Annotated in this window: 21 protein-coding genes; 12 read left to right on the forward strand and 9 right to left on the reverse strand. The window is 62.3% G+C overall.

The genetic code is table 11. From position 1 onward, the window contains the following. Window positions 1-7 precede the first annotated feature (7 nt). Genes LDZ21_RS22385 through LDZ21_RS22400 form a run of 4 tightly spaced genes read left to right on the forward strand, consistent with a single transcriptional unit; the run spans window position 8 to window position 3,781 of the window. Window positions 8-1,207, forward strand: a complete 1,200-nt coding sequence (locus LDZ21_RS22385) for an acyl-CoA dehydrogenase family protein (RefSeq protein WP_244796170.1) — start codon at window positions 8-10, stop codon at window positions 1,205-1,207. A gap of 13 nt (window positions 1,208-1,220) precedes the next feature. Next, window positions 1,221-2,375 (forward strand): acyl-CoA dehydrogenase family protein, encoded by a 1,155-nt coding sequence (locus LDZ21_RS22390; protein WP_244796171.1) that lies wholly within the window; start codon window positions 1,221-1,223, stop codon window positions 2,373-2,375. Beyond that, window positions 2,372-2,827: a MaoC family dehydratase gene (locus LDZ21_RS22395; RefSeq protein ID WP_244796172.1), complete on the forward strand. Its 456-nt coding sequence runs from the start codon at window positions 2,372-2,374 to the stop codon at window positions 2,825-2,827. Before LDZ21_RS22390 ends, LDZ21_RS22395 begins: the two co-directional genes overlap by 4 nt. Before the next feature lie 51 nt (window positions 2,828-2,878). Further along, the gene (locus LDZ21_RS22400; RefSeq protein WP_244796173.1) at window positions 2,879-3,781 is read left to right on the forward strand and encodes an SDR family NAD(P)-dependent oxidoreductase; all 903 of its coding nucleotides are present in this window, start codon (window positions 2,879-2,881) and stop codon (window positions 3,779-3,781) included. Window positions 3,782-3,897: 116 nt separating this feature from the next. On the opposite strand, the gene LDZ21_RS22405 is transcribed toward LDZ21_RS22400, so the two are convergent. Together LDZ21_RS22405 and LDZ21_RS22410 are read right to left on the reverse strand one after the other, a co-directional pair. Continuing rightward, on the reverse strand, window positions 3,898-5,043 hold the full coding sequence (locus tag LDZ21_RS22405) for an acyl-CoA dehydrogenase family protein (protein ID WP_244796174.1): 1,146 nt from the start codon (window positions 5,041-5,043) through the stop codon (window positions 3,898-3,900). A 33-nt stretch (window positions 5,044-5,076) separates the two neighbouring features. Next, window positions 5,077-6,213 carry a CaiB/BaiF CoA transferase family protein gene (locus LDZ21_RS22410; RefSeq protein ID WP_244796175.1) on the reverse strand — a complete coding sequence of 379 codons (1,137 nt, stop codon included), beginning with the start codon at window positions 6,211-6,213 and terminating at the stop codon, window positions 5,077-5,079. Window positions 6,214-6,429: 216 nt separating this feature from the next. Here LDZ21_RS22410 and LDZ21_RS22415 point away from each other — a divergent pair, with 216 nt between their 5' ends. From LDZ21_RS22415 to LDZ21_RS22425, 3 genes are all read left to right on the forward strand, one after another. Further along, on the forward strand, window positions 6,430-7,176 hold the full coding sequence (locus tag LDZ21_RS22415) for an SDR family NAD(P)-dependent oxidoreductase (RefSeq protein ID WP_244796176.1): 747 nt from the start codon (window positions 6,430-6,432) through the stop codon (window positions 7,174-7,176). A 189-nt stretch (window positions 7,177-7,365) separates the two neighbouring features. Beyond that, on the forward strand, window positions 7,366-7,557 hold the full coding sequence (locus LDZ21_RS22420; protein WP_244796177.1) for a hypothetical protein: 192 nt from the start codon (window positions 7,366-7,368) through the stop codon (window positions 7,555-7,557). 160 nt (window positions 7,558-7,717) lie between these two features. Beyond that, window positions 7,718-8,038, forward strand: a complete 321-nt coding sequence (locus LDZ21_RS22425; protein WP_244796178.1) for a hypothetical protein — start codon at window positions 7,718-7,720, stop codon at window positions 8,036-8,038. 373 nt (window positions 8,039-8,411) lie between these two features. Here LDZ21_RS22425 and LDZ21_RS22430 read toward each other — a convergent pair whose 3' ends face one another. Then, entirely contained in the window at window positions 8,412-10,013 is a 1,602-nt protein-coding gene (locus LDZ21_RS22430) for an ABC transporter substrate-binding protein (RefSeq protein ID WP_244796179.1), read from the reverse strand. A 626-nt stretch (window positions 10,014-10,639) separates the two neighbouring features. Here LDZ21_RS22430 and LDZ21_RS22435 point away from each other — a divergent pair. From LDZ21_RS22435 to LDZ21_RS22455, 5 genes are all read left to right on the forward strand, one after another. After that, complete coding sequence (locus tag LDZ21_RS22435; RefSeq protein ID WP_244796180.1) at window positions 10,640-12,262, forward strand: ABC transporter substrate-binding protein; 1,623 nt, start codon at window positions 10,640-10,642, stop codon at window positions 12,260-12,262. A 1-nt stretch (window position 12,263) separates the two neighbouring features. After that, window positions 12,264-13,202 (forward strand): ABC transporter permease, encoded by a 939-nt coding sequence (locus LDZ21_RS22440; RefSeq protein ID WP_244796181.1) that lies wholly within the window; start codon window positions 12,264-12,266, stop codon window positions 13,200-13,202. After that, window positions 13,199-14,044: an ABC transporter permease gene (locus tag LDZ21_RS22445; protein WP_244796182.1), complete on the forward strand. Its 846-nt coding sequence runs from the start codon at window positions 13,199-13,201 to the stop codon at window positions 14,042-14,044. Before LDZ21_RS22440 ends, LDZ21_RS22445 begins: the two co-directional genes overlap by 4 nt. After that, window positions 14,041-15,792 (forward strand): nickel ABC transporter ATP-binding protein NikE, encoded by a 1,752-nt coding sequence (gene nikE / locus LDZ21_RS22450; RefSeq protein ID WP_244796183.1) that lies wholly within the window; start codon window positions 14,041-14,043, stop codon window positions 15,790-15,792. The genes LDZ21_RS22445 and nikE overlap by 4 nt, the downstream gene beginning before the upstream one ends. Window positions 15,793-16,149: 357 nt before the next feature. Next, window positions 16,150-18,018, forward strand: a complete 1,869-nt coding sequence (locus LDZ21_RS22455) for a serine hydrolase domain-containing protein (RefSeq protein WP_244796184.1) — start codon at window positions 16,150-16,152, stop codon at window positions 18,016-18,018. A 247-nt stretch (window positions 18,019-18,265) separates the two neighbouring features. Here LDZ21_RS22455 and LDZ21_RS22460 read toward each other — a convergent pair whose 3' ends face one another. The 6 genes from LDZ21_RS22460 to LDZ21_RS22485 all read right to left on the reverse strand — a co-directional run bounded on the left by LDZ21_RS22460 (window position 18,266) and on the right by LDZ21_RS22485 (window position 24,497). After that, window positions 18,266-18,664 carry a hypothetical protein gene (locus LDZ21_RS22460; protein ID WP_244796185.1) on the reverse strand — a complete coding sequence of 133 codons (399 nt, stop codon included), beginning with the start codon at window positions 18,662-18,664 and terminating at the stop codon, window positions 18,266-18,268. 738 nt (window positions 18,665-19,402) lie between these two features. Continuing rightward, window positions 19,403-20,431 carry an alpha/beta fold hydrolase gene (locus LDZ21_RS22465; RefSeq protein WP_244796186.1) on the reverse strand — a complete coding sequence of 343 codons (1,029 nt, stop codon included), beginning with the start codon at window positions 20,429-20,431 and terminating at the stop codon, window positions 19,403-19,405. A gap of 23 nt (window positions 20,432-20,454) precedes the next feature. Next, window positions 20,455-21,474 carry a Gfo/Idh/MocA family protein gene (locus tag LDZ21_RS22470; RefSeq protein WP_244796187.1) on the reverse strand — a complete coding sequence of 340 codons (1,020 nt, stop codon included), beginning with the start codon at window positions 21,472-21,474 and terminating at the stop codon, window positions 20,455-20,457. A 116-nt stretch (window positions 21,475-21,590) separates the two neighbouring features. Continuing rightward, the gene (locus LDZ21_RS22475; RefSeq protein ID WP_244796725.1) at window positions 21,591-22,427 is read right to left on the reverse strand and encodes a shikimate dehydrogenase family protein; all 837 of its coding nucleotides are present in this window, start codon (window positions 22,425-22,427) and stop codon (window positions 21,591-21,593) included. A gap of 65 nt (window positions 22,428-22,492) precedes the next feature. Further along, window positions 22,493-22,945, reverse strand: a complete 453-nt coding sequence (locus tag LDZ21_RS22480; protein WP_244796188.1) for a cupin domain-containing protein — start codon at window positions 22,943-22,945, stop codon at window positions 22,493-22,495. A 118-nt stretch (window positions 22,946-23,063) separates the two neighbouring features. After that, entirely contained in the window at window positions 23,064-24,497 is a 1,434-nt protein-coding gene (locus LDZ21_RS22485; RefSeq protein WP_244796189.1) for an MFS transporter, read from the reverse strand. Window positions 24,498-24,563 lie beyond the last annotated feature (66 nt).

Below are 24,563 nucleotides of genomic sequence, written 5' to 3' on the forward strand. Positions count from 1 at the left end.
GACGCCGATGGATTTTCAACATGATGCCGGACTCGACGCCTTTCGTGAGGAAGTGCGTGCGTTCGTGCGCGACAATCTTCCGCCCGATCTCGCGAACAAGCCGGTCGGCAGCGTCCGCTCGATGCGCCCCGACCTCGCGCGCTGGCAGCAGATCCTGAATCGCAAGGGCTGGGGTGCGCCGTACTGGGCGAAAGCGGACGGCGGCACGGGCTGGACCGTGCTGCAACGGCTGGTGTTCGACGAAGAATGCGTCGCGGCTGGCGCACCGACGCAGGACGGCTTCGCGCAGAAGCTGCTCGGCCCGGCGCTCAACGCGTTCGCTTCCGCCGAGCAGAAGGCGGAGCACGTGCCGCACATTCTCGACGGATCGCGCCTCTGGTGTCAGGGATTCTCGGAGCCGGGTTCCGGCTCGGACCTGGCATCGTTGCGCACGCGCGCCGAGCGCGACGGCGACTTTTATGTCGTCAACGGCCAGAAGACGTGGACGAGCTACGCGCACGAATCGGACTGGATTTTCATGCTGGTCCGCACCGATGCCGCCGTCAAGAAGCAGGCGGGCATCAGCTTTCTGCTCGTCGACATGAAGACGCCGGGCATCACCGTGCGGCCGATTCGCAGTATCGACGACTGTCATCACCTGAACGAAACCTTTTTCGACAACGTGCGCGTGCCGGTTGCGAACCGCATCGGCGCTGAAGGGGACGGCTGGGCGATCACCAAGTTCCTGCTGAACAACGAGCACGCGAGCGCGGCTGACCTGCCGATTCTGCGTCGCGGCCTGGCCCGCGTGCGCAAGCTAGCGGCGACTCAGCGCGCGGGACGTGAGCCGCTCATCGCGCAACCCGCGTTCGCGTTGCGCATGGCCCGCCTCGAAGCCGAAGTGAACGCAATCGCGATGATGGTCCAGCGCGTTGCAGCGATGGAACTCGATCGCAGCCCGCTGGCGCACGCGATGGGTTCGATCCTCAAGGTGCGCGGCACCGAATCGCAGCAGCGCATCACCGAATTGATGGCGGAGGCGCTCGGCGACTACGCCGCTGTCGCCTATCCCGAGCCGCACGACGCCTGCCTCGGCGAACCGTTGCCGCAGCAGGACGTGGGACGCGGCATTGCCAACGACATGTTCTTCCGCCGCGCGTCAAGCATCTATGGCGGCACGAACGAGGTTCAGCGCGGAATCATCGCGAAGATGCTGTTCCAACTCTGAGCGAGGATCGATCATGGACTTCAATCTCAATGCCGAGCAGCAACTGCTGCAGGACAGCGTGCGGCGTTTCGTCGAACGCGAATACAGCTTCGAGGCGCGGACCACGCTCATCAGCGTGCATTCGACGTGCGATCCCGCGCACTGGCAAACCTTCGGGGACAACGGCTGGCTCGCCGCCGCGTTGCCCGAGTCGTGCGGCGGTCTCGACGGCACGCTGATCGACACAGTGCTCATTGCACGAGAGTTTGGCCGCGCGCTGGTGCTCGAACCGTATCTCGGCTGCGCGGTGCTGGCCGCGCAAACCTTGCTGGCGGCGGGCACTGAATCGCAGAAGAGATCATGGCTGCCTCAACTGGCGGATGGATCGCTGCGCATGGCGCTCGCGTACGGCGAGGCGCAATCGCGAGGCTTGCCCGAGCCGGTGGATGTGCGCGCGCGGCCTGTATCGAATGGCTGTGCGATCAGCGGCACAAAGACGCTCGTGCTGGGCGGCGCGGATGCCGACAGCTTCATCGTCTCCGCGCGCACGCCGGACGCAGACGGCATCACGCTGTTCCTCGTTCACGCCGATACGCCCGGCCTCTCGCGCCGCGTGCTTCCTCTGCACGATGGCGCCTTCGCCGCCGAACTGAGCTTCGACAACGTGGCCGTCACGCGCGATGCGGTGCTCGGTCAACCGGGCGCGGGACTCGCGGCCATTCGGCACGGCCTCGCACATGCGACCGCGGCGCTGTGTGCGGAACTCGTCGGCGGGATGGAGAAGGCCATCGAACTCACCGCCGACTATCTGAAGATGCGCAAGCAGTTCGGCGTGCCGATCGGCAGCTTTCAGGCATTGCAGCACCGCATCGCGGACATGGCGGCGGATCTGGAGATCGCGCGGTCGATGCTCTATGCGCTCGTCGCGTCGATTCAGAACGATAGCGAGCCCGCGCGACTGCTTGCGGTGTCGCAGGCGAAGTCGGTCATCGGCCGGGCTGCGCGGGCAGTTTGCGCTCAGGCCATTCAGTTGCACGGCGGCATCGGCATGACCGAAGAGTACGTCGTCGGCCATTACTACAAGCGCGCGGTCGTCGCGGACGTGCTGTTCGGCACCAGCGACCAGCACGACTCGCTATGCGCCGCTCAACTGCAAAAAGAACTGCTCCAGGAGGACAGACACGCATGAAGAGCTTTGACAAGATCGTCGATCTGCAACCGCTCGCCGGTGAATCGATCGGGACGAGCGAATGGCTTCTGGTCGATCAGCAGCGCGTCAATCAGTTCGCGGAGGCGACCGGCGACCATCAATGGATTCATGTGGACGTCGAACGTGCGAAAGAAGGGCCGTTCGGCGGCACCATCGCGCATGGCTTTCTGACGTTGAGCTTGTTGCCCGCCTTCATGGCGTCGGCGTTCCGGATCAGTGAAACGCGAAGCGGCATCAATTACGGGCTCGACAAGGTGCGCTTCATCGCGCCGGTTCCGGTCGGCACCCGGCTGCGCGCGCATTTCAAGCTGATGGAGTGGACGGCGGTCGATCGCGGGGGCGCGCAGCTCAAGATCGAAATGACGGTCGAATGCGAAGGCCAGAACAAGCCGGCGTGCGTCGCGGAAACCATCGTGCGGCTCTTTCCCTAAATGATTTTTCCAACAACAACGTGACATTCGGACACTAGAACAGGAGACAGCATGAGCATTCGTTTCGACGGGAAAGTCGCCATCGTGACCGGCGCCGGCGCGGGCCTCGGTCGCGCGCACGCGCTGGCGTTCGCGAAGCGCGGCGCAAAGGTGGTCGTGAATGACTTCGGCGGCGCGCGCGACGGCACCGGCGGTTCGTCCGACGCCGCGCTCGCGGTCGTCGACGAAATTCGCAAGGCGGGCGGCACCGCGATTGCCGACGGCGCGAACGTCGCCGACTACGATCAGGTGCGCGCGATGGTCGAGCGTGCCGCGGCCGAGTTCGGGCGCGTCGATATCCTCGTGAACAACGCCGGCATTCTGCGCGACAAGAGCTTCGCGAAGCTCGAAATGGGCGATATCAAGGCCGTGCTCGACGTCCACTTGATGGGCTCGATCAACTGCTCGAAAGCGGTCTGGGAACTGATGCGCGAGCAGGGATACGGACGCATCGTGATGACGACGTCATCGTCGGGCATGTATGGCAACTTCGGTCAGGCGAACTATGGTGCGGCGAAGATGGGCGTGATCGGCCTGATGAACGCACTGACGACGGAAGGCCGCAAGAACAACATCAAGGTCAATACGATCGCGCCGGTCGCGGCCACACGCATGACCGCCGATATCCTCCCTGAAGCCATGCTGCAACGCATCCAGCCGGAGCGTGTGACGCCGGCCGTGCTCTTCCTCGCCAGCGACGATGCGCCTTCGAAGACGATCATCGCGGCGGGCGGCGGCGCGTTCGCAGCGGCGACGGTGGTCGAGACGGCGCCGGTGTTGCTCGCGGATCAGGACGTGACGCCCGAGGGTGTCGCCGCGCATTTCGGCGAGATCGCGAACTGGAGTTCGGCGCGTCCTTATGATGAATCGGGGCATCAAGTGCAGGCATTTTTGAAGCTCGTCTGCGGGCAGTAGGGTCTTGTATAAAGCAAAGCCGCCGCCCGGGAACGGGCGGCGGCTTTTGCTGCTATCGCATGAAGTTCCGAATAGTTCTGAATTGCAAGGCGCGACATCCGCGCCCGGCAATGCGCTCACCCCAGGTTGCGCGAGATGATCAGCTTCTGAACATGGCTGGTGCCTTCATAAATCTTGCAGATGCGGACATCGCGCAAATATCGCTCGACCGGGAAGTCGGTCAGATAGCCGTAACCGCCATGAATCTGCAACGCATCCGAGCAGACCTTCTCGGCAATCTCGCTCGCGAAGAGCTTGGCGATCGAAGCTTCCTTGATGCAGTCGATCCCCGCGTCGCGCAGACGCGCAACATGCAGGCAATACTGGAACGCCACGTCCACTTGCGCGGCCATGTCCGCGAGGTCGAAGGCGACGCCCTGTAACTTGATGATCGGCGCGCCATACGCTTCGCGCTCTCTCGCATACTTGACGGCTGCATCCAGTGCCGCACGGGCGACGCCCGCCGCGATGAACGCTATGCCGATGCGCCCGTCCGACACGCCGCTCATCACGGTGCGATAGCCAGCGCCTTCGCCTCCCAGAAGGTTCGACGCCGGCACGCGATAGTCCTCCAGCACGATCTGCGCGGTGTGGGCCGTATGCTGCCCGAGCTTGTGCTCGATACGCGCGACGTGATAACCCGGCTGCTTCGGGTCGATGATGAACGTGCTCGCGCCGCGCTTGCCGGCCGCTTTGTCGGTGATGGCGAACGCCACGCCGACGCCCGCTTCGCTGCCGTTCGAGATGAACTGCTTGGTTCCGTTGAGCACGTAATGATCGCCGTCGCGCCGCGCGGTGGCGCGCAGCGCGGCAGTGTCGGAACCGGCATGCGGCTCCGTCAGCAGGAACGCGCCGATGGATTCGCCGCTCGCCATCGCGGGCAGATAGCGTTGCTTCTGCGCCTCCGTGCCGTGCTCGGCGATTGTCGACGCCGTGAAGTTGTGCACGTGGACGATCGTGGCAAGGCCGGCATCGACCGCAGCGATTTCGTGCTGTGCAAGGCAGAAGTCCAGGACGCCCGCGCCGGTGCCCCCGTATTGCTCGGGAATCAGCATGCCGAGGAAGCCGAGTTCGGCGAGCGCCTTCAACTCGTTGCGCGGCCACGCCGATGTCTGATCGCGTTCGGCGGCCGTCGGCGCGACGATTTCGCGTGCCACGCGCCGCGCGCTATCGCAGATCAGCGTCTGCTGTTCGGTGAAGAATGGGTTGCTGGTGTCGGTCATGCTGGTCCGCCTTTGTCGGTCGAAGAGTGCCGGTTATGAGCGATGCGTCGATTGAGTCGTCCAGTCTTCGAACACGGCGTGATTGTGTTCGCCGCGTCGTGGGATAGGGCCGGGGCGGGCGGGCGGCGTCGCCGAGAAGCGCGGCGCGGGGCTTGCCTGAAGCACGCCGTCTTCGCGCGTATAGACCTCGCGCGCGCGCATATGGGGATGATCGGCGGCTTCGTCCGGAGTCAGCACCGGCGCGAAGCATGCGTCGGTGCCTTCCAGTAGCGCGCGCCAGTCGTCGCGGCTGCGGCTCGCGAAAAGCTCCGCGAATCGCTCGCGCAATTCGGGCCATGCGCGGCAATCGTAGGGATCGTCGAAGAGGGGATCGGCTTCGAGACCGATCCTTTGGCGCAACTCGCGATAAAACTTCGGCTCCAGCGAACCGACTGAGATGCACTCGCCGTCCGCGCAGCGATAGGTGTTGTACCAGTGCGGACCATCCAGCAGGCTTTGACCGCGTTCGGTGCTCATTTGTCCGGACGCCTTCAGCGCGAGGAGGAGGGACGTCATGTGCGCGCTGCCGTCGACGATCGCCGCGTCCACGACTTGCCCGATGCCCGTCGCGCGCGCATTCATGATGCCGGCGAGCAGGCCGACGGCGAGATACATCGACCCGCCGCCCACATCGCCGACGAGGCTCGGCGGCGTGACCGGCGTTTCGCCGGGCTGGCCTGCGTACCAGAGCGCGCCGGACAGCGCGATGTAGTTGAGATCGTGGCCGGCGGCGTGAGCCAGCGGACCGTGTTGCCCCCAGCCGGTCATGCGCCCGTAGACGAGACGCGGATTGCGTTCGAGGCAGACATCGGGGCCGAGGCCCAGCCGTTCCATGACGCCCGGACGCATGCCTTCGATGAGCGCATCGCAATGCTCGACGAGCCGTAGCACGGTCTGCACGCCCTCGGCGGACTTCATATCGACGGCGACGGAGCGCTTGCCGCGATTCGCGATCTGCACGCTGCCGAGATCGAGCGCATCGGCGGCGGCCTCGATGCGCTCGACCACCACGACATCCGCGCCGAGATCCGCGAGCAGCATCCCGCAGAACGGACCCGGACCGATGCCCGCTATTTCCAGCACTCTGATTCCGGCGAGCGGGCCTTGTCTTGGTGATGTCGCTGATGTCATTGGCGGTCCCGAACGATTTTCGATCCGGCCAATGATAGACAGCGGAAACATGCGTGACGCCCCCTATTCTTGAGGGGGCGGAAAACCAGTCGCGCGCCTTAATCTTCGATCGTTGCCGCAAGAGAACCGCGTGTGCGCGCGTGCGTTATGCAATCGGGTGATGCATGACCGCGTCGCTTCGGCCAAGTGCAATCCAATGGCAAGACGAGGAAGCCAATGAATCTGACGAACAAGGTAGCGATCGTGACGGGCGCAGCTTCGGGGCTTGGCCTTGCCACGTGCAAGGGCCTCGTGAAGGCCGGGGCCGTGGTGGTCGGATTCGATCTCGACCAGGCGAAGCTCGATGACGCGCTCGGCCCCGAGATCACGGGCATCGCCGTCGATGTCGCCAACGAACATAGCGTTCAGAGGGGCATTGCGAGGGTCGTCGAACTGCATGGACGCGTGCATGTCGCGGTCAATTGCGCGGGCATCCTCGGTCCATGCAAGACGCTATCGAAGGGTGAGACGTTTCCGTCCGATCTCTGGAATCGCGTGCTTGCCGTCAACCTCACGGGAACGTTCAATGTGATCCGCCACGCGGCGCTCGCGATGACCAGGAACGATCCCGACGATACCGGGGAGCGCGGGGTGATCATCAACACGTCATCGGGCGCTGCGCGGCAGGGGCAGATGGGCCAGGCTGCTTACAGCGCGAGCAAGGCGGGGGTCATCGGTATGACGCTGCCGATCGCACGCGATCTGGCCGAACACGGCATTCGCGTGGTATCGGTCGCGCCGGGGCTGTTCGAAACGGGCATGTCGGCCGGCATGCCGCCGAAAGTATCCGACGCCATACTCGGCAAGTTGCTGTTCCCTCAGCGGATGGGCAAGGCCGAGGAGTTTCCGGGGCTGGTGCGGCATATCGTCGAGAACGCCTATCTGAATGCGTTGACGATCGATATCGATTGCGGGGTGCGCTGAGAGTTGCTCGAACACGGCGGTCAGCGAAGCCGGGGCGTTACAGGCCCGCTCTGTCGAGCGGGCCTTTTTCATCGCGGATTCGCAAGCGACAACGCTGGAACGACGCTTGCAAAAAACGTTGTGCGGACGGCTGCGTCCGGCGATTCGCCGGCCGGTCGATCTGCTTTCGACGTCATGCAATGAGGGAGGATGAACACCATGAAGACCGCACCGCCCAGCAGTCAAACCGAACAGGACGCCAAGGCTGAGGCCAATTCTGGCAAGCCGGCGACTACATCCAGCGACAAGCCCAGCAGCGGACAGCACGCTGCAAATCACACCAAAGCCGGCAAGGGTCAGGGCGCTGGAGGAGGCGCGAAACAGCAGCACGGGTCGAAGTAACCGGCGCAATCGTGCGCGGATGGCCGGCAACATCCGCGCACGCAGGCGCTTCTTTCAGGCGATGCAGTTACGCCGTCACGCGGCACGAACGTTGCGCTCTTTTTTGGAGCAGGCGGCGAACGTCTGCACCTTATTTCTGTCCGATAAAGGAGGCCGAACCATGAACAAGGCAATCAGCACGTTAGTCGCGGCCGTCGCGGCACTGACGCTGGCAGGCGGCGCTTATGCACAAGCGGGCGGGGCCGGAGGCGGAGGCGCGAACGGCGGCGGCGCGGCAGGCAGCACGGCCAGCCCGGCGAATCAGGTCAACGGCGCGACCGGCGGATACGGCACGCCCGGCATGACCAATTCGGAGAGCGGCATGTCCACCAAGGGTACGGGCCTTCCGAGCAGCACCAATAGCGACGTGGCGCCTGCTGCGCCTGCGACCAGCAACAATACGCTCGCGACGCCAGGCGTGAAGTCGCCGGTAGGCAAGTAGCGCAGTTTCGCGATTACGTGACCGCTGCGCCGACGCGGCGGTCGTTTAGCCTGTTGCTCTACGCACAGGCGGCTTCGCGTTACCGGCGCGTTGAGGCGCTTCGAATCTCCGATGAACGTTCGGTCGTGCGAGCACGATATTTGCTCGCACGACCGAACCATGCGCGCTCGCGTGGACACGGCATTGAAGCACTGCAAGAGCGGATCGCTCTCGCGCGTAGGTGAGCCGTCGACGTGGCGTGTACTGCGGCGCGAGCGTAATCGCGGCTGTGGACTCTTTACGCTTACCGGTTCGTCGTACGCCGGTTCGATCAACAGTAAAGAAACGCAAGCGCATTGAAAGAGCGCCATCACTTCGAACGCGATGATCTTACTCAGTCCAATGTAATTCCATCGAACCGATGCCCGTCCAACGGACTGATCAAGTACCCATGCACCCGCTTTGAAATAGGCTGGAACGTGTCGGCGTGAGCGATCGGCGTATAAGGAACCTGGTCTTTGAAAACTACCTGCGCTTCTTCATAGAGCTTGGTGCGCGCGTTCTGATCCGTATCGAGCCGGGCCTTCGCCAGCAGATCGTCGAACTGTTTGTTGCACCACTTCGCCATGTTGCTGCCATGCACGGCGTCGCAGCCGAGCGTCGTGCCGAGCCAGTTGTCGGGATCGCCGTTGTCGCCGAGCCAGCCATACAGGATGGCGTCGTGCTCGCCGTTCGTCTTGGCGCGCTTGTTGTACTCGGCCCATTCGTACGTAACGATGTTCGCCTTCACGCCGATTTTCGCCCAGTCAGACTGAATGAGCTGCGCCATCAGCCGCGCGTTCGGGTTGTAGCCGCGCTGTACAGGCATGGCCCAAAGCGTGATCGTGAAGCCATCGGGGAAACCAGCCTCTTTCAGTAACGCTCGTGCGCGTGCGGGATCGCGCGGCGCGTCCTTCAGCGCCTTGTTATACGACCATTGCGAGGGTGGCATCGGATTGGTGGCAACCGTGGCCGCGCCCTCGTACACGGACTTGATGATCGCCTGCTTGTCGATTGCCATGTCGAGCGCGCGACGCACCAGCACGTTGTCCAACGGTTTATGCGTCGTGTTGTTTCCGACGTACGCGACGTTGAAACCCACGCCAGACAGTACGGCAAGATTCGGCTTCTTCTTCGCACTCGCGATATCGGCGGGGCGTGCGAACGACGTAATCTGACATTCGCCGCTCTCGAGTTTCTGTTCGCGCACGGCGGCGTCGGGTGTGATCGAAAAAACGAGCTTGTCGATATGCACGTCTTTCCGGTTCCAGAAAGTCGGATTCGCATCGTAGCGAATGGTCGAGTCTTTCTGATAATCGCGGAAAACGAAAGCGCCCGTGCCCACTGGCTTCTGATTGAAGTCCTCGACCTTGCCGGCCTTCAACAACTGCGCGGCATATTCCGCCGATACGATCGATGCGAATTCCATCGCGACATTGCGCACGAACACGACGTCGGGCGTCTTGAGCGTGAAGCGCACGGTGTAATCGTCGAGCTTGTCGACGGACGCGATGTTCTTGTCGTACCCGAGGTCGGTCAGATAGGGAAAGCTGACCGGATGCGCTTTCTGGAAAGGTTCGTTCGGGTCGATCATTCGTTTGAACGTGAACACGACATCGTCCGCATTGAAGTCGCGCGTCGGCTTGAAGTATGAAGTCGACTGGAACTTCACGCCATGACGCAGATGGAAAGTGAACGTCTTTGCATCCGGCGACGCGTCCCATGTCACGGCGAGACCCGGCGTGAGATCGAGCGTGCCGCGCTTGAATTCGACCAGTGTGTCGAAGACGGCGTGCGCGCCGGCATCGAAGTCGGTGCTGGTCGTATATTGCGCGGATTCGAAACCGGCGGGACTGCCTTCGGAACAGAACACGAGCGTCTTGCTAGCGGCTTGTGCGGATGGCGGCGCGGCGCTGATTGAGAGGATGGTCAAGGCGGACAGTGCGAGCGCACGCATCGGCGCGGCGCATGAACGGTGTGTTGCGGCGTTTCTTGTCATTGTCGCTTTAGCACGAGAAGGATGGGTTCGATGTCGTACTGTACCAAGGGGATGAACTGGCCACACGGGCGGACTGTCAAGGCAAGCGCGAATACCGGGAATTTGGGCTTGCTATCGCGGCTGCCTGCTGTTGGGCGGGTGAGTATCTGACCAGCAGGAATGTTTCCTCGATCGACGAGAGCCGAACATGATGACGTGTTCTTGTCCGAATGCAAAGCGACAAAAACAGCTAACCATTGCACGGGAGTTCAGAAGGATTTTTCCGTGTTCGCCAATGAAATGGATATATCGGATGACTAAGTGCCACACCGTGCGATACCCATATCGATAGTCCAAACATTCGCTACGCTTTGCAAGCATCCGGCGCAAATACTAGGAATGTCGCCAAAGATAAGTTTATGAAGTTTGCTTGTTTGCCTGGCACGTTCTGGCGACCGTAAGCTTTCCCCTCTCTCGCGATGCCGCCTGAATCCTGCTTCCTGCGCCGGACAAGGCCACGGGCGCATCGCGTCTTCTGTCTGCCCGGGGAATCTCATTCGATGAACGTTAATCAACCGGCGCTTGCACGCGCTTTGACCATATCCATGACGATCGCACTGAGCGCGGCGATCACGGCTTGCAGCAAAACGGAGTCCGCAACGGCTACAAGTGCGGCGGCGAAACAACCCGTCGCGGGCGGAGACCTCACGTGGGGCGTGACGACCGAACCCGCCTGCTTCGATCCGCATCGTTCATCGCAGCAGAATTCTTTCTGGGTCATCCGCAATTACATCGATTCGCTGATTTCCAAGCGCACCGACGGCACCTATGCGCCGTGGCTCGCGAAGTCGTGGACCATTGCCGCCGATGGCAAGAGCTATACCTTCACCCTGCGCGACGACGTGAAATTCACCGACGGCACGCCTTTCAATGGCGACGCGGTTAAGGCCAACTTCGATTACATCCTGAAGAACGTCAGCACGACGTCCTCCTCGGCGTCGTTGCTCGTCGCGTTCGATCACGTCGAAGTGGTATCGCCTTATGTCGTCAAGCTCGTGATGAAGCAGGCCGACTCCACGACGCTCGAATCGCTGTCGAGCGTGAAGCTGGGCTTCATCTCACCGAAGGCGCTCGCCGAGAACAAGGATCTGTGCGGCGGCGGTCCCGGCATCGTCGGAACAGGGCCGTTCGTGTTCAAGTCGTATCAACGCGGACAGCAGGCGACGTTCGAGCGTAATCCGGATTATCAATGGGCGCCCGATAACGCCGCGCATCGCGGGCCGGCGTATCTCGATCGCGTCACTTATCGGTTCTTGCCGGAGGCGGCTGTCCGCACGGGCGCGCTGAGTTCGGGGCAGGTCGACTTGATCGAAGGCGTTCAGCCGACCGACATCGCAGTGTTCGACAAGGTCGATGGCTTCCAGTACGTGCACGGCCCGTCCGCGACGACATCGTTCACGCTGAACATCAACTACACGGTGCCGCCTGCCAACGACGTTCGCGTGCGGCGCGCGCTGCGCGACGGTTTCGATCTCGACGCCATCGTAAAGAGCGTGTATCTGGGCACGGTGCGGCGCGCGTGGTCGAACATCGGTCCGGACAATCCGGACTATGCGAAGCAGCTCGCGGGCTCGTGGGGCAACAAGATCGCCGATGCGAACCGTCTGCTCGACGAAGCCGGATGGACCGCGCGCGACAAGGACGGATTCCGCACCAAGGACGGAAAGCGACTAACGGTCGAAGTCGGATACCCCCAGCCCTATGTGCGCGACAGCCGCGACGTGCTGATCCGGGCAGTGCAGTCGGCGCTGCGGCAGAACATCGGCCTCGATTTGAATCTGCGCATCACGACTGGGGGCGACTTCGCCAATCAAAAGGCGACGGGCGTGTGGTTCATCTACCCGAACACGGACAACCCGTCCGATGTCGCGATGGAACTGTGGGACATGCTCGGCGACAAGGGCTTCCTGTACAGCGCCATTCCCGGTTCCGACAAGAAGATCACCGGCGATATTAACCGCGCGCGTCTCATGCCCATCGGCGACGAACGGCGCAAGCTGCTCGGCGAGATTCAGCAGCGCGCAGTCGATCAGGCGTTCATCGTGCCGCTTTTCGCGCCGGTGTATCACCTGGCGTCGAAATCGAACGTGCATGGCGTCGGGTTCGAGCCGCAGCTGGACGGCCCGGCGAGCGCTTACGACATCTGGATCGACAAGCAGGGAGCCTGAGATGCGCAAAAAGATCGGGACGCGCGTGCTGACGGGATTGCTCGTGTTGTGGCTCGCAGCGTCGGTGGCCTTCGTCGCGATTCACGCGTTGCCGGGCCGCATCGAAGACGTGCTGGCGGGCGATCTCGCGTACCCCGGCTTGCGCGAGGCGATCGCCGCGCAGTGGGGGCTGGATCACAGTCTGCCGTGGCAATACGGGCAATTCCTGCTGCGGCTCGCGCATGGCGACCTTGGGACGTCCTTCGTGATGCAGCAGCCGGTGCTCGACGTGCTTCGCAGCCAGCTTTGGCCGACGATGCAGCTCGCGTTGTCCGCAGGCGCGCTCGCACTGGTGCTCGCGATTCTCGTGGCGACACTCACGGCGGGCGGCGAGGGCACGCGCGGGTCATGGAGCGCGCTCGGTGCGCGATGCGCGTCGCTGCTCGAACTCACGTTCACGTCGACACCCGTCTTCTGGCTCGGCATGTTGCTGCTGATCGCGTTCTCGTTCGAATTGCGGCTCTTTCCCGTATCGGGCGCGAACGGCTGGCGCGCGCTCGTCCTGCCCGCCGTGACGCTGGCGTTGCCGACCGCCGGGATACTCTCGCAAGTCATGCGCGAATCCATCGAAGCCGCGCTCGCGAAACCGTTCGTCACGACGATCCGCGCACGCGGCGTGTCCGAACTCGTACTGCGTGCGCGTCATGTATTGCGCCACGCGTTGCTGCCTGTCGTGACGCTTGGCGGCTGGCTGATCGGCAGCCTGCTGGGCGGCGCGGTCATCACGGAAAAGATGTTCGGCCGGCCGGGCATCGGCAGCGTGACGCTGAATGCGGTGACCTCGCAGGATGTGCCGGTGGTGCTGGCTGTCGTGTTGCTCGCGGCGTTCGTGCATGTCGTCGTATCGACGTTGCTCGACATCGCCTATCTCTTCATCGATCCGAGGTTGCGCAGCCAATGAGTACCGTCGACCGTATCGCATTCGCCCCGAGTGCGAGCGCGCCCTTGCCTGCGGGCGTGCTGATCGCTGCGGCTTTCCTCGTGGCGCTTGCTATTGCAATGGCGTTTCCGCGCATTGTGACGCCGTTCGATCCGCTCGTCAGCGATGTCGCCGCCGCGCTGCAGCCGCCGGGTTCGCAACACTGGTTCGGCACCGATCGCATCGGGCGCGACGTGCTTTCGCGCGTGATCTACGGCGCGCGGTATTCATTGCTGATCGGACTGGCGAGCATGATCGTGAGCCTCGCGATCGGGCTCGTCGTCGGACTGTTCGCGGGCTTGTCGAACCGTCTCGCCGATGAAGCCGCGTCGCGCGTGTTCGACGTGCTGTCCGCGTTTCCTCCGGTCTTGCTGTCGCTGTTCGTGGTGACGTTTCTTGGGCAAGGGATCGTCAATATTGCCGTAGCCGTAGGTATCGCGGGCATCCCGAAGTTCGGGCGCGTGCTGCGCTCGCAGGCGCTGGTCGTGCGCCGCGCCGATTACGTGACGCACGCAGTCAGCTTCGGTCTTTCGCGCACGCAGATTTTCTTCCGGCATGTGCTGCCGAACGTGCTCGTCGCAGTGCCGGTCATCGCGACGATCGATATCGGCAGCGCGATCATCGCCGTATCGGGCCTGAGCTTTCTCGGCCTGGGTCCGCAACCGCCAACGCCCGAATGGGGCGTGATGCTCGCCGAGGGACGCGACGTGTTGCGCGTCGCGTGGTGGCCGAGCGTGTTTCCGGGCATGGCGATCACGCTGACCGTCCTGTCGTTCGCGGTCATCGGCCGCTTCCTGCAACGCAAGTTCGAGGTGCGCGCATGAAGTCGCAGGCGTGGGTTCAGGATCGGCTGCTCGTCAACATTCGCGGGCTGTCGATTGGTTTTGCGAATGCGAACGGCGGCGCGCCGCTCGTGCAAGGCGTCGATCTGACGATTCGCCCGGGCGAATGCGTCGCGCTCGTCGGCGAATCCGGCTCCGGCAAGAGTCTCACGGCGCGCAGTCTGCTCGGCCTGGCGGGTCGCGGCGCGCAAATCGGCGCGCAGCGCTTCGAGATCGCCGGCCGCGATGCGCTCGCGTTCACCGAGCGCGACTGGCGTGGCTTGCGCGGTCCGTTTGCCGGATTGGTGATGCAGGACGCGCTCGTCTCACTCGATCCGCTGCGCACGGTCGGCGCGGAGATTGCCGAAGTGCTGGCGCATCATCGGGTGCTGCGCTCGCGGGCGGATCGCCGTGCGCGGGTGCATGACGTGATGACCGATGTCGGCATTCCCGAACCGGCGATGCGCGCCCGGCAATACGCGCACGAACTCTCGGGCGGTTTGCGGCAGCGCGCGCTGATCGCGTCGGCGATTGCGGCCGGCCCGGCGCTCGTCATCGCCGATGAGCCGACGACTGCGCTCGATGTCACCGTGCAGGCGCAAGTGCTCGCGGTGCTTGCCGAGCGTCTCGCGCAGGGCGTCGGCGTCTTGCTGATCAGTCATGATCTTGCGGTGGTCGCGGGCATCGCGGATCGGGTGCTCGTCATGCACGGCGGCCATGTCGTCGATAGCGGGGCGACGCGCGACGTGCTGCACCATCCGTCGCACGATTACACGCGGCAGTTGCTGGCGGCGCAGCCATCGCTGGAGTCGCGCGGGCATCGGCTGAGTTCGGCCCGCATCGCGTCGACGGTGCGTGGCTCGATGCCGGCGATCGTGCGCGATCCGCTGCCGGCGCGGGCGGCTTCGTCGGATCGCGTGGTGCTCGACGTTGAGGGCATCGGCAAAACCTACAGGCGGCGCGGCGGTGCGCGCGACGAACGCTTCACCGCGCTCGATGACGTGTCGTTTCGCGTGCGCGAAGGCGAAGTGCTGGGGATCATCGGCGAATCGGGATCAGGGAAAAGCACCTGCGGAAATATCGTGCTGGGGCTGCTTGCGCCGGATCGCGGGGCCGTGCGTTTCATGGGAAGCGAATGGAATGGCGCGGGTCTCGCCGAGTCGTCGCGTCGCGCGCTGCGCGCCCGTATGCAATACATCCCGCAGGACCCTTTGAGCTCGTTCGATCCGCGGCATGCCGTGCGCGAGCTTCTCGCGGAAGGGCTGCATTCGCGGCGTCTTTCCAGGGCGGACGTGCTCGACCGCAGCGTGGAATTGCTGGAACAGGTGGGGCTTGGCGCGGCGTATCTGGATCGGCGGCCCGTGTCGCTTTCCGGCGGGCAGCGGCAGCGCGTGGCGATCGCGCGGGCGCTTGCGCCGGAGCCGGCGCTGATCGTCTGCGACGAGCCGGTTTCCGCGCTGGACGTCTACGTTCAGGCACAGGTGCTCGATCTGCTGGTGTCCGTGCAGGCGCGGCATTCAACTGCGCTGCTTTTCATCTCGCATGACCTCGATGTCGTGGGGCATCTGTGCGATCGGGTGCTCGTCTTCAAGTCCGGGCGCGTCGTGGAGGAGGGCGACGTGGACACAGTGTTCGTACATCCGAGGCACGCTTATACGCGATTGCTCAAGGCATCGGCGCCGACGTTCCGGCATCGACATGATGATAGTCTCGACGAGACCAGCGCGCTCGCGCGGGAGCCGATACTTTGAGCCTGGACGTCACGCTGTGCGGCGGGCCGATTCGTGCAGTTCCAGCTCCCGAACTTGTCTGAAATAACGCTTCGTCCAAGTGTCTATGCGTATCGGCACGATGATGCACAAGGACGTTAGAACAAGCGTTGCTGCCATTAAGCTCGCAATGTTGGGTCAAAGCTTGGTAGGATTCCGACAGGTTGCTACCAGCGTTACATCGCACGGCTATGAATTTGGGCTGAGTGGATCGGCGGCAAGCAGAACGCCGGTCACTAGCTCAAATCTCAAAGCGGCCATTGCCACCGCGCTGGCGGCGCCGAAATCAGCGAACAGTGCTTCTCGCAAGTCCCACGAACCATAACGAAGGTGAATGCCGTGGCCAAGTGCGATCGCAATCAAGAGATGCTTTTCAGCGCAGGCCGGCGGCAGTTTCTAGGCTACACCGGCGCCGGGATGCTCGCGGCGGTGCTGCCGGGTTGCGGGCACGACGACACGCATTCGACGCCTTATCCGCAGACCATCGCGCTCGGTCAACAGATGATCCAGCAGGCAGTCAGCGATCCGTCGCAACCCGTCGCGGCGATCTCCGTCGCGATGGTCAAGGGCAATGCGATAGTGTGGCAGCAGGCGGTCGGGCTGGCATCGGTGCCGGGGAAAATCCCGGCGACGCCGCAGACGCGCTTCAACATCGGCTCGGTCAGCAAGCTGTTTCCCGCGCTGGCGGCGATGATCCTCGTGGATCGCGGCCTGGTTACGCTCGATACACCCATCGTCAAATATCTGCCGACGTTCACGATGCTGTCGCCGGAATATGCGCAGATCACCACCCGGCATCTGCTGTCGCATGCATCCGGTCTGCCGGGCACGAACGGGCGCAATCTGTTTACATTTGAACCGGTCGCCGGTTACGCCGCCGACACGCAGGCCGAACTCGCCAACTCGCATCTGAAGCATCTGCCCGGTGAACTGGCGGTCTATTGCAACGACGGCTTCACGATGGTCGAGCAGATTGTCCTCGCCGTGACGGGGCAGAGTTTCGCGGACTTCGTCCAGTCGGCGATTCTCGCGCCGCTGAAGATGACCCACTCCAGCTATCTGACGAGCGTGCCGACCAGTGGGTCGTTCTCGCTGCCGTACGTCGACGGCGTGCAGCGTCAGGAATTCGTCAATGCGTACGCGACGGGCGGACTGAGTTCGACGCCCGCCGACATGATGAATCTCGCGCAGATGATCTACGGGGGAGGGGTGTTCGAAGGGCAGCGCATCGTGTCCGCAGCGGGCATCGCGCAGATGGGCGAGGATCAGACTAAGAACCTGACGATCAACCCGTCGCCGGAATGGCGCTGGGGTCTGGGTTGGGACACGGTAGTACAGCCGGCGCTCAACGCAGCAGGCGTGCTGGGCTGGGAGAAAGACGGCGGCACTGCGTTTTATTCGACTGAGTTTTTTGTCGTACCCGGCTCGCAGTTCGCGCTGCTGGTGACTGGCAACGCCGGCTACAACGCGCGCGAAATTGCCGAAACGCTGGTGCTGTCGGCGTTGAAGGAAGACGGCACGATCTCGTCGCTGCCGGCGAAAGTCGGCACAACGGCGCCGCCAGTCGCATCGGGGCCGGGCATCGCGAACAGCGCGGGCATCTACGGTAATTCCGATTCGCCGTATCAGGTGCTCGTCAATGCTGACGGTAGTTTGCAGATCAACCAGTGGGCCGCGAATACGCGAGGCTGGGCGGCAGTGGGCAAGTACCAGTACCGCAGCGACGGCTGGTACTGGAGCGATACCGATACGGCTTCGTATCGCTTCACAGTCGTGTCCGGCAACGACAGCGAAGGACATGCGTTCAACTATCGCTATCTGATGAAGCGCGTCGCGCCGGGCGCGGGCTATGCGTATCTGACATTGCCGGTTGGTCAGCAACTGGCACCGCTGGCGGCGCTCGACGCCGTTTGGCAGCAACGCGTCGGCACACAATGGACGTTGACCAACGATTCGCCGAGCGCCGTGCCCATTGTCGTGCTGGGCAATCCGCCTGGTTTTTTCGCGACGCTTGCCGAGCTTCCTGGTTATGTGCTGTACGGAAACGAAGATCTTCGCTATCAACTGATCGTGCCGGTGAGCGATACGCTAGGCGGCATGTCGGTCAAAGTGCCGGGCAATTTTGGACGCGACCTCTATGACATCCGTTTCGCGTCCCCGGGTGCGACGACGTTGACGATAGGCAGTTCGATTTACGCGCGGATCTAACAGTTGTGGGACGTGGAGTTGATGGCGGCCGTGCGTTCGCTATGAGGCCCTCACGCTCCCTGTCTTACCCGGCGAGATGCCGCTATGCCTCCGTGCGAGGTTTGACGGAGCGCATCGTGGGCCGCGTCGCGGCTTCGCAAATCGCCTATGCATCGATGCAATCATTCCTGTACCCTTCACGGACGGCCGCACCTTATTGCGCTGAACCAACTTGGCAACATGCCGCACCGTTGAGTTTGCGTGCCAGTCAGTGCGAGCCCGCGCTCGCTTCCTTAACAATAGCTATTGGATTCGGATTACTGAAGAACAAAATCAACTGCAGGCGCGCGAGGCGCTTGTGGAACACATCATGCCCCTTCGCATGCTGCGCATGAAGATGAAACACATGCTTGCCCAGATCGATACCGATAAGCGTGACCTCGTTCGTGGCACTCGCTTCTACGTGGACTGAACTGCCTGTCGTGGAACCGTCGCGGGATCGGGCTGGCCATTTCACTGCGTCGCGTTCTCGCGATATAAAAATGTCGGGTTCTGAACCGGTGGCAAAGCTGATTGCTGGGCGCATTAAATGGGACAGACTGAAGCTGATCGAGACGATCGTGCGGAACGGTCTCGAGCAATGAGGTATACGCAAGCGGTCCATCATGAACCGCAACTTTTCTCTCGATCCCCCTGCGTGCACTTAGCTCAAGTCGGTTTCTACCGCCCAAAATGCCACGCGTCCTCATCCATATAACAAAGCAAACTTAGGATAGACGAAAATAGAACACTACAATTCGAGGCTCGTGACTTCGATTCCCGCATCGTAAGGTGACGCGCACCATGGGACAAACTCCCGGTTCTCCGCACTTGCAATGTTGTCACTGCCATTCGATCGGTACGTCCTGCACAGACTGCGCCGAAGAGTCGGCGCAATGGATCCTGTGTGTCATCCCCGCGGACCAGACCACTGCACATGCGAGCGCCGTCGGCGGCAGCGCACGTCCATGTGAATCGATAAGCGTCAGTGCACCGTTCATCGCGATCGTGCCGGCGTGGGCTAGCACCGGTGACAATGCATTGCGGCGATAGGCTCAATCGCTAAATGGTCGCCCCGTCGGAATGCATGTCGAAATCAGAACGCGTCAATGATCAACGCTCGAAGGGCCACGCGTGCATTACGAAAGCATTGGTCATTGCGCTGACGAGTGGCCCAAGCGGGCTCTGCTCAAACGGCGCTGGGCGCATTTTGTCGCCAATCTGAATGGCCGCCGTTGGCGATGTCACAGCCGATGCGCGGAAACGACGACAGCGGCGACCGTCGTCCTTTACACAGATTACGTTGAAGGCGACAGCGAAACGACGGCTCGAAGCGGAAGAGATTAGCGGTCCACCCTTAGAGGCGTTACTCCACGACCGTGCGTGAAGCCGTTCGCAACAGTTCATGCAGTTCGCGCTTGTAGAAGCGAGCCAGGCCGTTCGTCCCGTGGCCGCACGTATCCTCGCTGGCAGGAATCAGAAGCAGCCGGCCATTGCGCACACGCCGCATCGCGTGCTCCATCAAGCCAGTCTCTGGCGGATAGCGTTCGTCGTCGGCGGCGTTGATGGCGAGGACCGCAGCCTTCACGTTTTCTAGGTCAGGTTCGGGGTTAAACCCGCGGGAGGCGCTCCACTGATAGATGAAGTCGTTGGCATCCAATGTGAACGGCTGTGCCAACTTGTCGTCGACGTACCGATCGGCGAGTTCGGTTGTCGGCGCGGCCTTCTGGCAGGCGAGCGCGCCACCGTTGGTAGCCAGCGCAAAAAAGGCGCTGGCAAGCCGCAGCGAACTGGGCTGACTCGTGTAGTCGCCGCCCCGGTACGCTGGATCGTTTCGGACCATCTCAATGAGCATGCGGCGCAGCATCCAGTTGCGGCCGGACATCTCCGTCGGTTGTGACGCCATGGGCACGAGCGCGTCCATGAAATCCGGATAGCGCACACCCCAGATCCATGCGTGCATGCCGCCCATCGAGTTGCCGATCAAAAGACGCAGGTGCCGGATGTTCAGGTGCTCGGTGAGAAGCCGGTGCTGCGCGAGCACCATGTCGTCGTAGTTATAAGCCGGGAACCGTGTACGCAGTCCGTCGGACGGCTTGGACGATCCACCGGCTCCTAGCGCGTCCGGAAGGATGATGAAATGCTTGTGGGCATCTAGCGGTTGCCCGGGGCCAAACAACTCGTCAGCGAAACCAGGTGTCAACATGCTGGCGCCCGTGCCTGTCGTGCCGTGCAAGACGAGGACAGGCTCTCCGGACGGGTCGCCGATGGTCCGGTAGTGTAGCCGTACCTCCGGCATCACGTCGCCGGTGCTGAAACTGAAATCTCGCGCGATCCAGTCCGCTTCCCGTGGCGCAGGATAGTCGGCCGCATCGCACTGTGATGTTTGCAGCATGAGCGTGCCGTCTAACGGATACGTCACTTTGAAATCGGCTCAAGAATCTGAAGCGCACCCCCTTGGCGAGCTGACGCGTAGGCCGCGTCCATGACTTGCATCATGAGCTCTGCATCACGCAATGACGCGATGGGCTTTGCGCCGGTACGGCATTCCGCGAGCACCCGCTTGACGAACAACGGGTAGTAAATATCAGTCTCGAGTTGAAGGCGGCGGCTTCGCGTGCCGGCAGAAAGGTTGTTCCTTTCGCGTATCTCGATTCGGTCCGGAGCGGACTTCGCGTATATACGATCGGATGCGAGAGTGAACGAGAATTCGCGCTGCTCGTCGGGAGTACTGGGAAAGCTATATCCCGTTTCCACCAAGCCGATCACGCCGTCGTCGGTTTGCATGGTCAGCAGCGAATAGTCCTCAACGGCCCCTCGATGCGTTCTCGAGTTCATCGTGGCAGAGACTCGGGCGACCTCTTTTCCAGTGAGCAATCTGAACAGGTCGATAAAGTGAGTCGCCACGTTGATTGTCGATCCTCCTCCAGAATACGCGGGATCGAGCGCCCAGCCCGCGCCGGCCGCTTCGTACCGGCTCGGCGGACCCACAATGAAACGGAAGGACATGTAGTTGTAGTCCGACGGTACGCGCCCCTCCGCATCTTCGAGCGATCTGAGCAACTCGCTCATTCGGAAGATCAATGGCACTGCGCAATAAAGATTCGCTTGCTCAGTCAGTTCGCGAAGTCTGGTGACTTGCGACATGTTGACGCCGCATGGTTTCTCCAGCGCGAACGGAATGTTGCGCGCGACCACGGCCTCGGCGAGAGCCGGCATCTCCGAATGCCGCCCGAACACGAACGCAAAATCGACTTCCTCGCGCTCGAGCAAATCATAGGCCGACGAGTACAGCTTGCTTCCGAATCGCGCGGCAATTGCCTCGCCCTTGACATGCTCCGCATCCGATACGGCAACCACTTCAATCCCGGGCGCTTCCAGCGCATCAAGATAGAGCGGAACGTGCCAATGGCTGACCTCCAGTAAAGCAACTCTCATGCGTGTCTCCTTTTGAAATCTCATGACTGCGTGGTTCTAAAACGAACCGTAGCAAGTCTGACAATGCGCGCTTTCCTACGCGTTTTGTCATGACGGTCGTGCGTTCCATTCAGCGTCTATCGCGGGCCGTCCTCAGGTGCTGGCCGCCCATCGGGGCGATAATCGAATCCCAGAAATCTGAGTGCATAGAGGGCCTGCCCTTGATGCATCGGTCCCCCGTCCTGGGTACGGCACCCGCGCGCTTGCGCGGCACGTCGAAGCGGCGTGGGCTCGGACGCATTGATGATGTCGACGACAATGACGCCGGGCGCGAGCCGTTCCGGATCGATCGGCATGGCATCGTCCACTTTCATGCCGAGCGGCGTGGCATTGATGACGACGTCAAAGCCTCGCGGGTCGGGCGGACCCGAACGTGCGTCGCAGCCGGTCTCGGCAGCAACAGATGCGGCGAGGTCGCCAGCCCGATGCTCGTTGGCGTCGGATATGGTGAGATTGCTGGCGCCTGCGGACGCGACCGCAAATGCGATGGCGCTACCTGCGCCTCCCGCGCCAACAAGAAGCACAGATTTGTTCGCGGGATGGTTGCCTTCCCATTGCATTCCAAGAACGCAGCCGACGCCATCGAATATCGCGCCGACCCAACGTCCATCCGCCTCGCACCGGATGACGTTGAGCGCGCCGACCTGGCGAGCAGTCGGATCAAGCTCGTCGACGAATTCCAGCATCCGCTGCTTATGAGGCATGGTGACGAGCATGCCGGAGAGATTGCCCATCGCTCGTGCACCGGCGACAAACGCGGACAGGTTCTCCGCCTTCACCCAGAACGGAACGCAAGCTGCGTCCACGCGCTGTTCAGCAAAGAGCCGGTTCAACAATTGTGGCGACTTGGCTGCCGTCAGTGGATCGCCCACTAACCCATAGAGCCGCGCTTTTCCTGTGATATGTGGATCCATCGCTGCGTGGTGTTCGATGTTGGATGATGGCGCAGTCTTGCCGTGACTGCCCGGAGCGGTGACAGTCACTTCCAGGGTGCCGGCGGTACGTCCAGATCCCACGTCCCGTAGACAGCGGGCTCGTTGATCTCGATGACCTCGAGATCGTCGGATCGCCACATCACGTTGTGTGGCACACCGGCGGGCTGCGACAGGCCGTCACCGGCGTTTAGCGTCACGTCGCCCTCGACTCCGGCGAAACGGAACGTCACGGATCCGCGCAACACGTACAGATAGTGCCCAGTCATGTCGTGCCAGTGCCAGCCAGTCGGACCGGTGAACGGCTTGAGCGCGCGAATATGCTTCGCCCCGATGCGTCCATTGGTTACCGTGGCGAGTCCGAGGTCGCGGTACTCGGAATCGGCGCGCAGGCCCTCCTGATTCCAGGGCGCTTCGGCCGCACTGATTCGCGCAAACGCGCTTAGAGATTGCGCAAGCTCGCGCGGGCCGTCGTATCGGGGGGTGTCTTCGTTGTGCATGTACATTTCCTTTGCGCGGCGTGAAGCTACTCGCAGGAGCCGCGGTCAAATCGTTCATGTCCGGCTCAAACAAAGTTGCACCGACACATTAGCGAGGGTAGTTAGGATGGCAAAACAGTTACGAGCGGGCCTGATTCGCGAGGTCTCGCCCATCGGTTGAATCGATTCGTCCCGCCATCGCTTCGGCGCGCGCGCGCTCGTACTCGGCTTCGGGTACGGGCACCGCGTCGCGGTCGCCAAGATCGTCAAGACGGATGCGATACGTCTCACGTGTAGTGAACGCAGCGAAGGCGGCGACGAGACAGATACCGAACGTTAGAAGGCCGATCTTCAGCGGAATGTTGGCGGTGCCCGGGGGCGCGACGGCGACAAAGAGTGTGGGCGTCAGTGCCGCAAGCGTCGTCCCGACGTTTTGTCCGATCGCCATCCCCGTTACGCGCACCCGCGTGCGGAACAGTTCTGGGAAGAGGCTCGGGAACACTCCGTTGAAGCCCTGATAGGCGATGCCCCACATCAGCACCGCAAGAATTATCGTGAGCCAGAGGTTATGGATGCTGATGGCGTACAGGTAGCCAAAAGAGAGCAGCCCGGCGCTGAGCACGCCTGCAAGCACTGGCGGCCTGCGGCCGATCTTGTCGGACAGATTACCGACGAAGGGAATCAGTATGACCGAGCAGATGTTTCCGAGAACCGGAATCCAGAGAAAGACGCCAACGGGAAAGCCGATACCGTAGGCCGGCTGGACTGCATACGCGGCGCCGAACACCGTAGCAAGAAGCGCGATGACAGCGACGAGCGCCATGCAGACGACGCGCAAGACATCGTCCCAGCTCTCTCGCAGAACCTCGACAACCGGTGACGAAGGCACCTCGCCGTGAGCCTGCTCCTCGCGAAAAGCGGGAGTTTCGTCGACCTGGCGGCGAATGATGTAGCCCATGATGATAACGACGAAGCTGAGGAGAAACGGAATGCGCCATCCCCAGGAGGCGAACTGATCTTTCGGCAGGAAGTGCGCCAACGGCAAAAAGACCGCTGCCGCCAGAAGTTGCCCGGCTTGCACCCCTTGCAGGGTAAAGCTCGCGAAGTAGCCACGCCGGCCGAACGGCGCATGCTCGAGAATCATGGAACTGGCGCCGGAAACCTCTCCCGCGACGGCAAAGCCCTGAATGAGCCGGAGGATGACGAGCAGCAACGGAGCCCAGATGCCGACCTGTTGATAGGTCGGCAACAGGCCCACGCCCATCGTGGAGATGCCCATTAAGAACATGCAGAAAATGAGCACTGTCTTCCGGCCGTGCCGGTCGCCGACGTGGCCGAGGACCATAGCGCCTATCGGCCGGGCGACATAGCCGACGCCGAAGGTTGCCAGTGATGCGATGATGGCAACCGTAGGGTTACCCGAGGGAAAGAAGAGCTGCGGAAAAAGCAACGACGCTGCGGTCGCGTAAATGAAGAAGTCGTAGTACTCAAGTGCTGAGCCGATCCAGCCGCTGGCCGCGGCTATCTTCGACTGGCGCTGACGATGGGCCTCAACCTGGGTGCTTCCACTCATGACTTGTCTCCGTCTTGGATTGACTTTTCGGCGTTCGTTCTTTATTGTTGTAACACCGTTCCAGTA

This window comes from Caballeronia grimmiae (assembly GCF_022879615.1).
In the GTDB taxonomy this organism is placed as follows: Bacteria; Pseudomonadota; Gammaproteobacteria; order Burkholderiales; family Burkholderiaceae; genus Caballeronia; species Caballeronia grimmiae.

What these genes read in the sequence shown, in the direction of transcription:
- LDZ21_RS22385 (WP_244796170.1), top strand. Translation starts at nt 8, where the DNA reads ATGGATTTTCAACATGATGCCGGACTCGACGCCTTTCGTGAGGAAGTG.
- LDZ21_RS22390 (WP_244796171.1), top strand. Translation starts at nt 1,221, where the DNA reads ATGGACTTCAATCTCAATGCCGAGCAGCAACTGCTGCAGGACAGCGTG.
- LDZ21_RS22395 (WP_244796172.1), top strand. Translation starts at nt 2,372, where the DNA reads ATGAAGAGCTTTGACAAGATCGTCGATCTGCAACCGCTCGCCGGTGAA.
- LDZ21_RS22400 (WP_244796173.1), top strand. Translation starts at nt 2,879, where the DNA reads ATGAGCATTCGTTTCGACGGGAAAGTCGCCATCGTGACCGGCGCCGGC.
- LDZ21_RS22405 (WP_244796174.1), bottom strand. Translation starts at nt 5,043, where the DNA reads ATGACCGACACCAGCAACCCATTCTTCACCGAACAGCAGACGCTGATC.
- LDZ21_RS22410 (WP_244796175.1), bottom strand. Translation starts at nt 6,213, where the DNA reads ATGACATCAGCGACATCACCAAGACAAGGCCCGCTCGCCGGAATCAGA.
- LDZ21_RS22415 (WP_244796176.1), top strand. Translation starts at nt 6,430, where the DNA reads ATGAATCTGACGAACAAGGTAGCGATCGTGACGGGCGCAGCTTCGGGG.
- LDZ21_RS22420 (WP_244796177.1), top strand. Translation starts at nt 7,366, where the DNA reads ATGAACACCATGAAGACCGCACCGCCCAGCAGTCAAACCGAACAGGAC.
- LDZ21_RS22425 (WP_244796178.1), top strand. Translation starts at nt 7,718, where the DNA reads ATGAACAAGGCAATCAGCACGTTAGTCGCGGCCGTCGCGGCACTGACG.
- LDZ21_RS22430 (WP_244796179.1), bottom strand. Translation starts at nt 10,013, where the DNA reads ATGCGTGCGCTCGCACTGTCCGCCTTGACCATCCTCTCAATCAGCGCC.
- LDZ21_RS22435 (WP_244796180.1), top strand. Translation starts at nt 10,640, where the DNA reads ATGACGATCGCACTGAGCGCGGCGATCACGGCTTGCAGCAAAACGGAG.
- LDZ21_RS22440 (WP_244796181.1), top strand. Translation starts at nt 12,264, where the DNA reads ATGCGCAAAAAGATCGGGACGCGCGTGCTGACGGGATTGCTCGTGTTG.
- LDZ21_RS22445 (WP_244796182.1), top strand. Translation starts at nt 13,199, where the DNA reads ATGAGTACCGTCGACCGTATCGCATTCGCCCCGAGTGCGAGCGCGCCC.
- nikE (WP_244796183.1), top strand. Translation starts at nt 14,041, where the DNA reads ATGAAGTCGCAGGCGTGGGTTCAGGATCGGCTGCTCGTCAACATTCGC.
- LDZ21_RS22460 (WP_244796185.1), bottom strand. Translation starts at nt 18,664, where the DNA reads ATGATGGACCGCTTGCGTATACCTCATTGCTCGAGACCGTTCCGCACG.
- LDZ21_RS22465 (WP_244796186.1), bottom strand. Translation starts at nt 20,431, where the DNA reads ATGCTGCAAACATCACAGTGCGATGCGGCCGACTATCCTGCGCCACGG.
- LDZ21_RS22470 (WP_244796187.1), bottom strand. Translation starts at nt 21,474, where the DNA reads ATGAGAGTTGCTTTACTGGAGGTCAGCCATTGGCACGTTCCGCTCTAT.
- LDZ21_RS22475 (WP_244796725.1), bottom strand. Translation starts at nt 22,427, where the DNA reads ATGGATCCACATATCACAGGAAAAGCGCGGCTCTATGGGTTAGTGGGC.
- LDZ21_RS22480 (WP_244796188.1), bottom strand. Translation starts at nt 22,945, where the DNA reads ATGCACAACGAAGACACCCCCCGATACGACGGCCCGCGCGAGCTTGCG.
- LDZ21_RS22485 (WP_244796189.1), bottom strand. Translation starts at nt 24,497, where the DNA reads ATGAGTGGAAGCACCCAGGTTGAGGCCCATCGTCAGCGCCAGTCGAAG.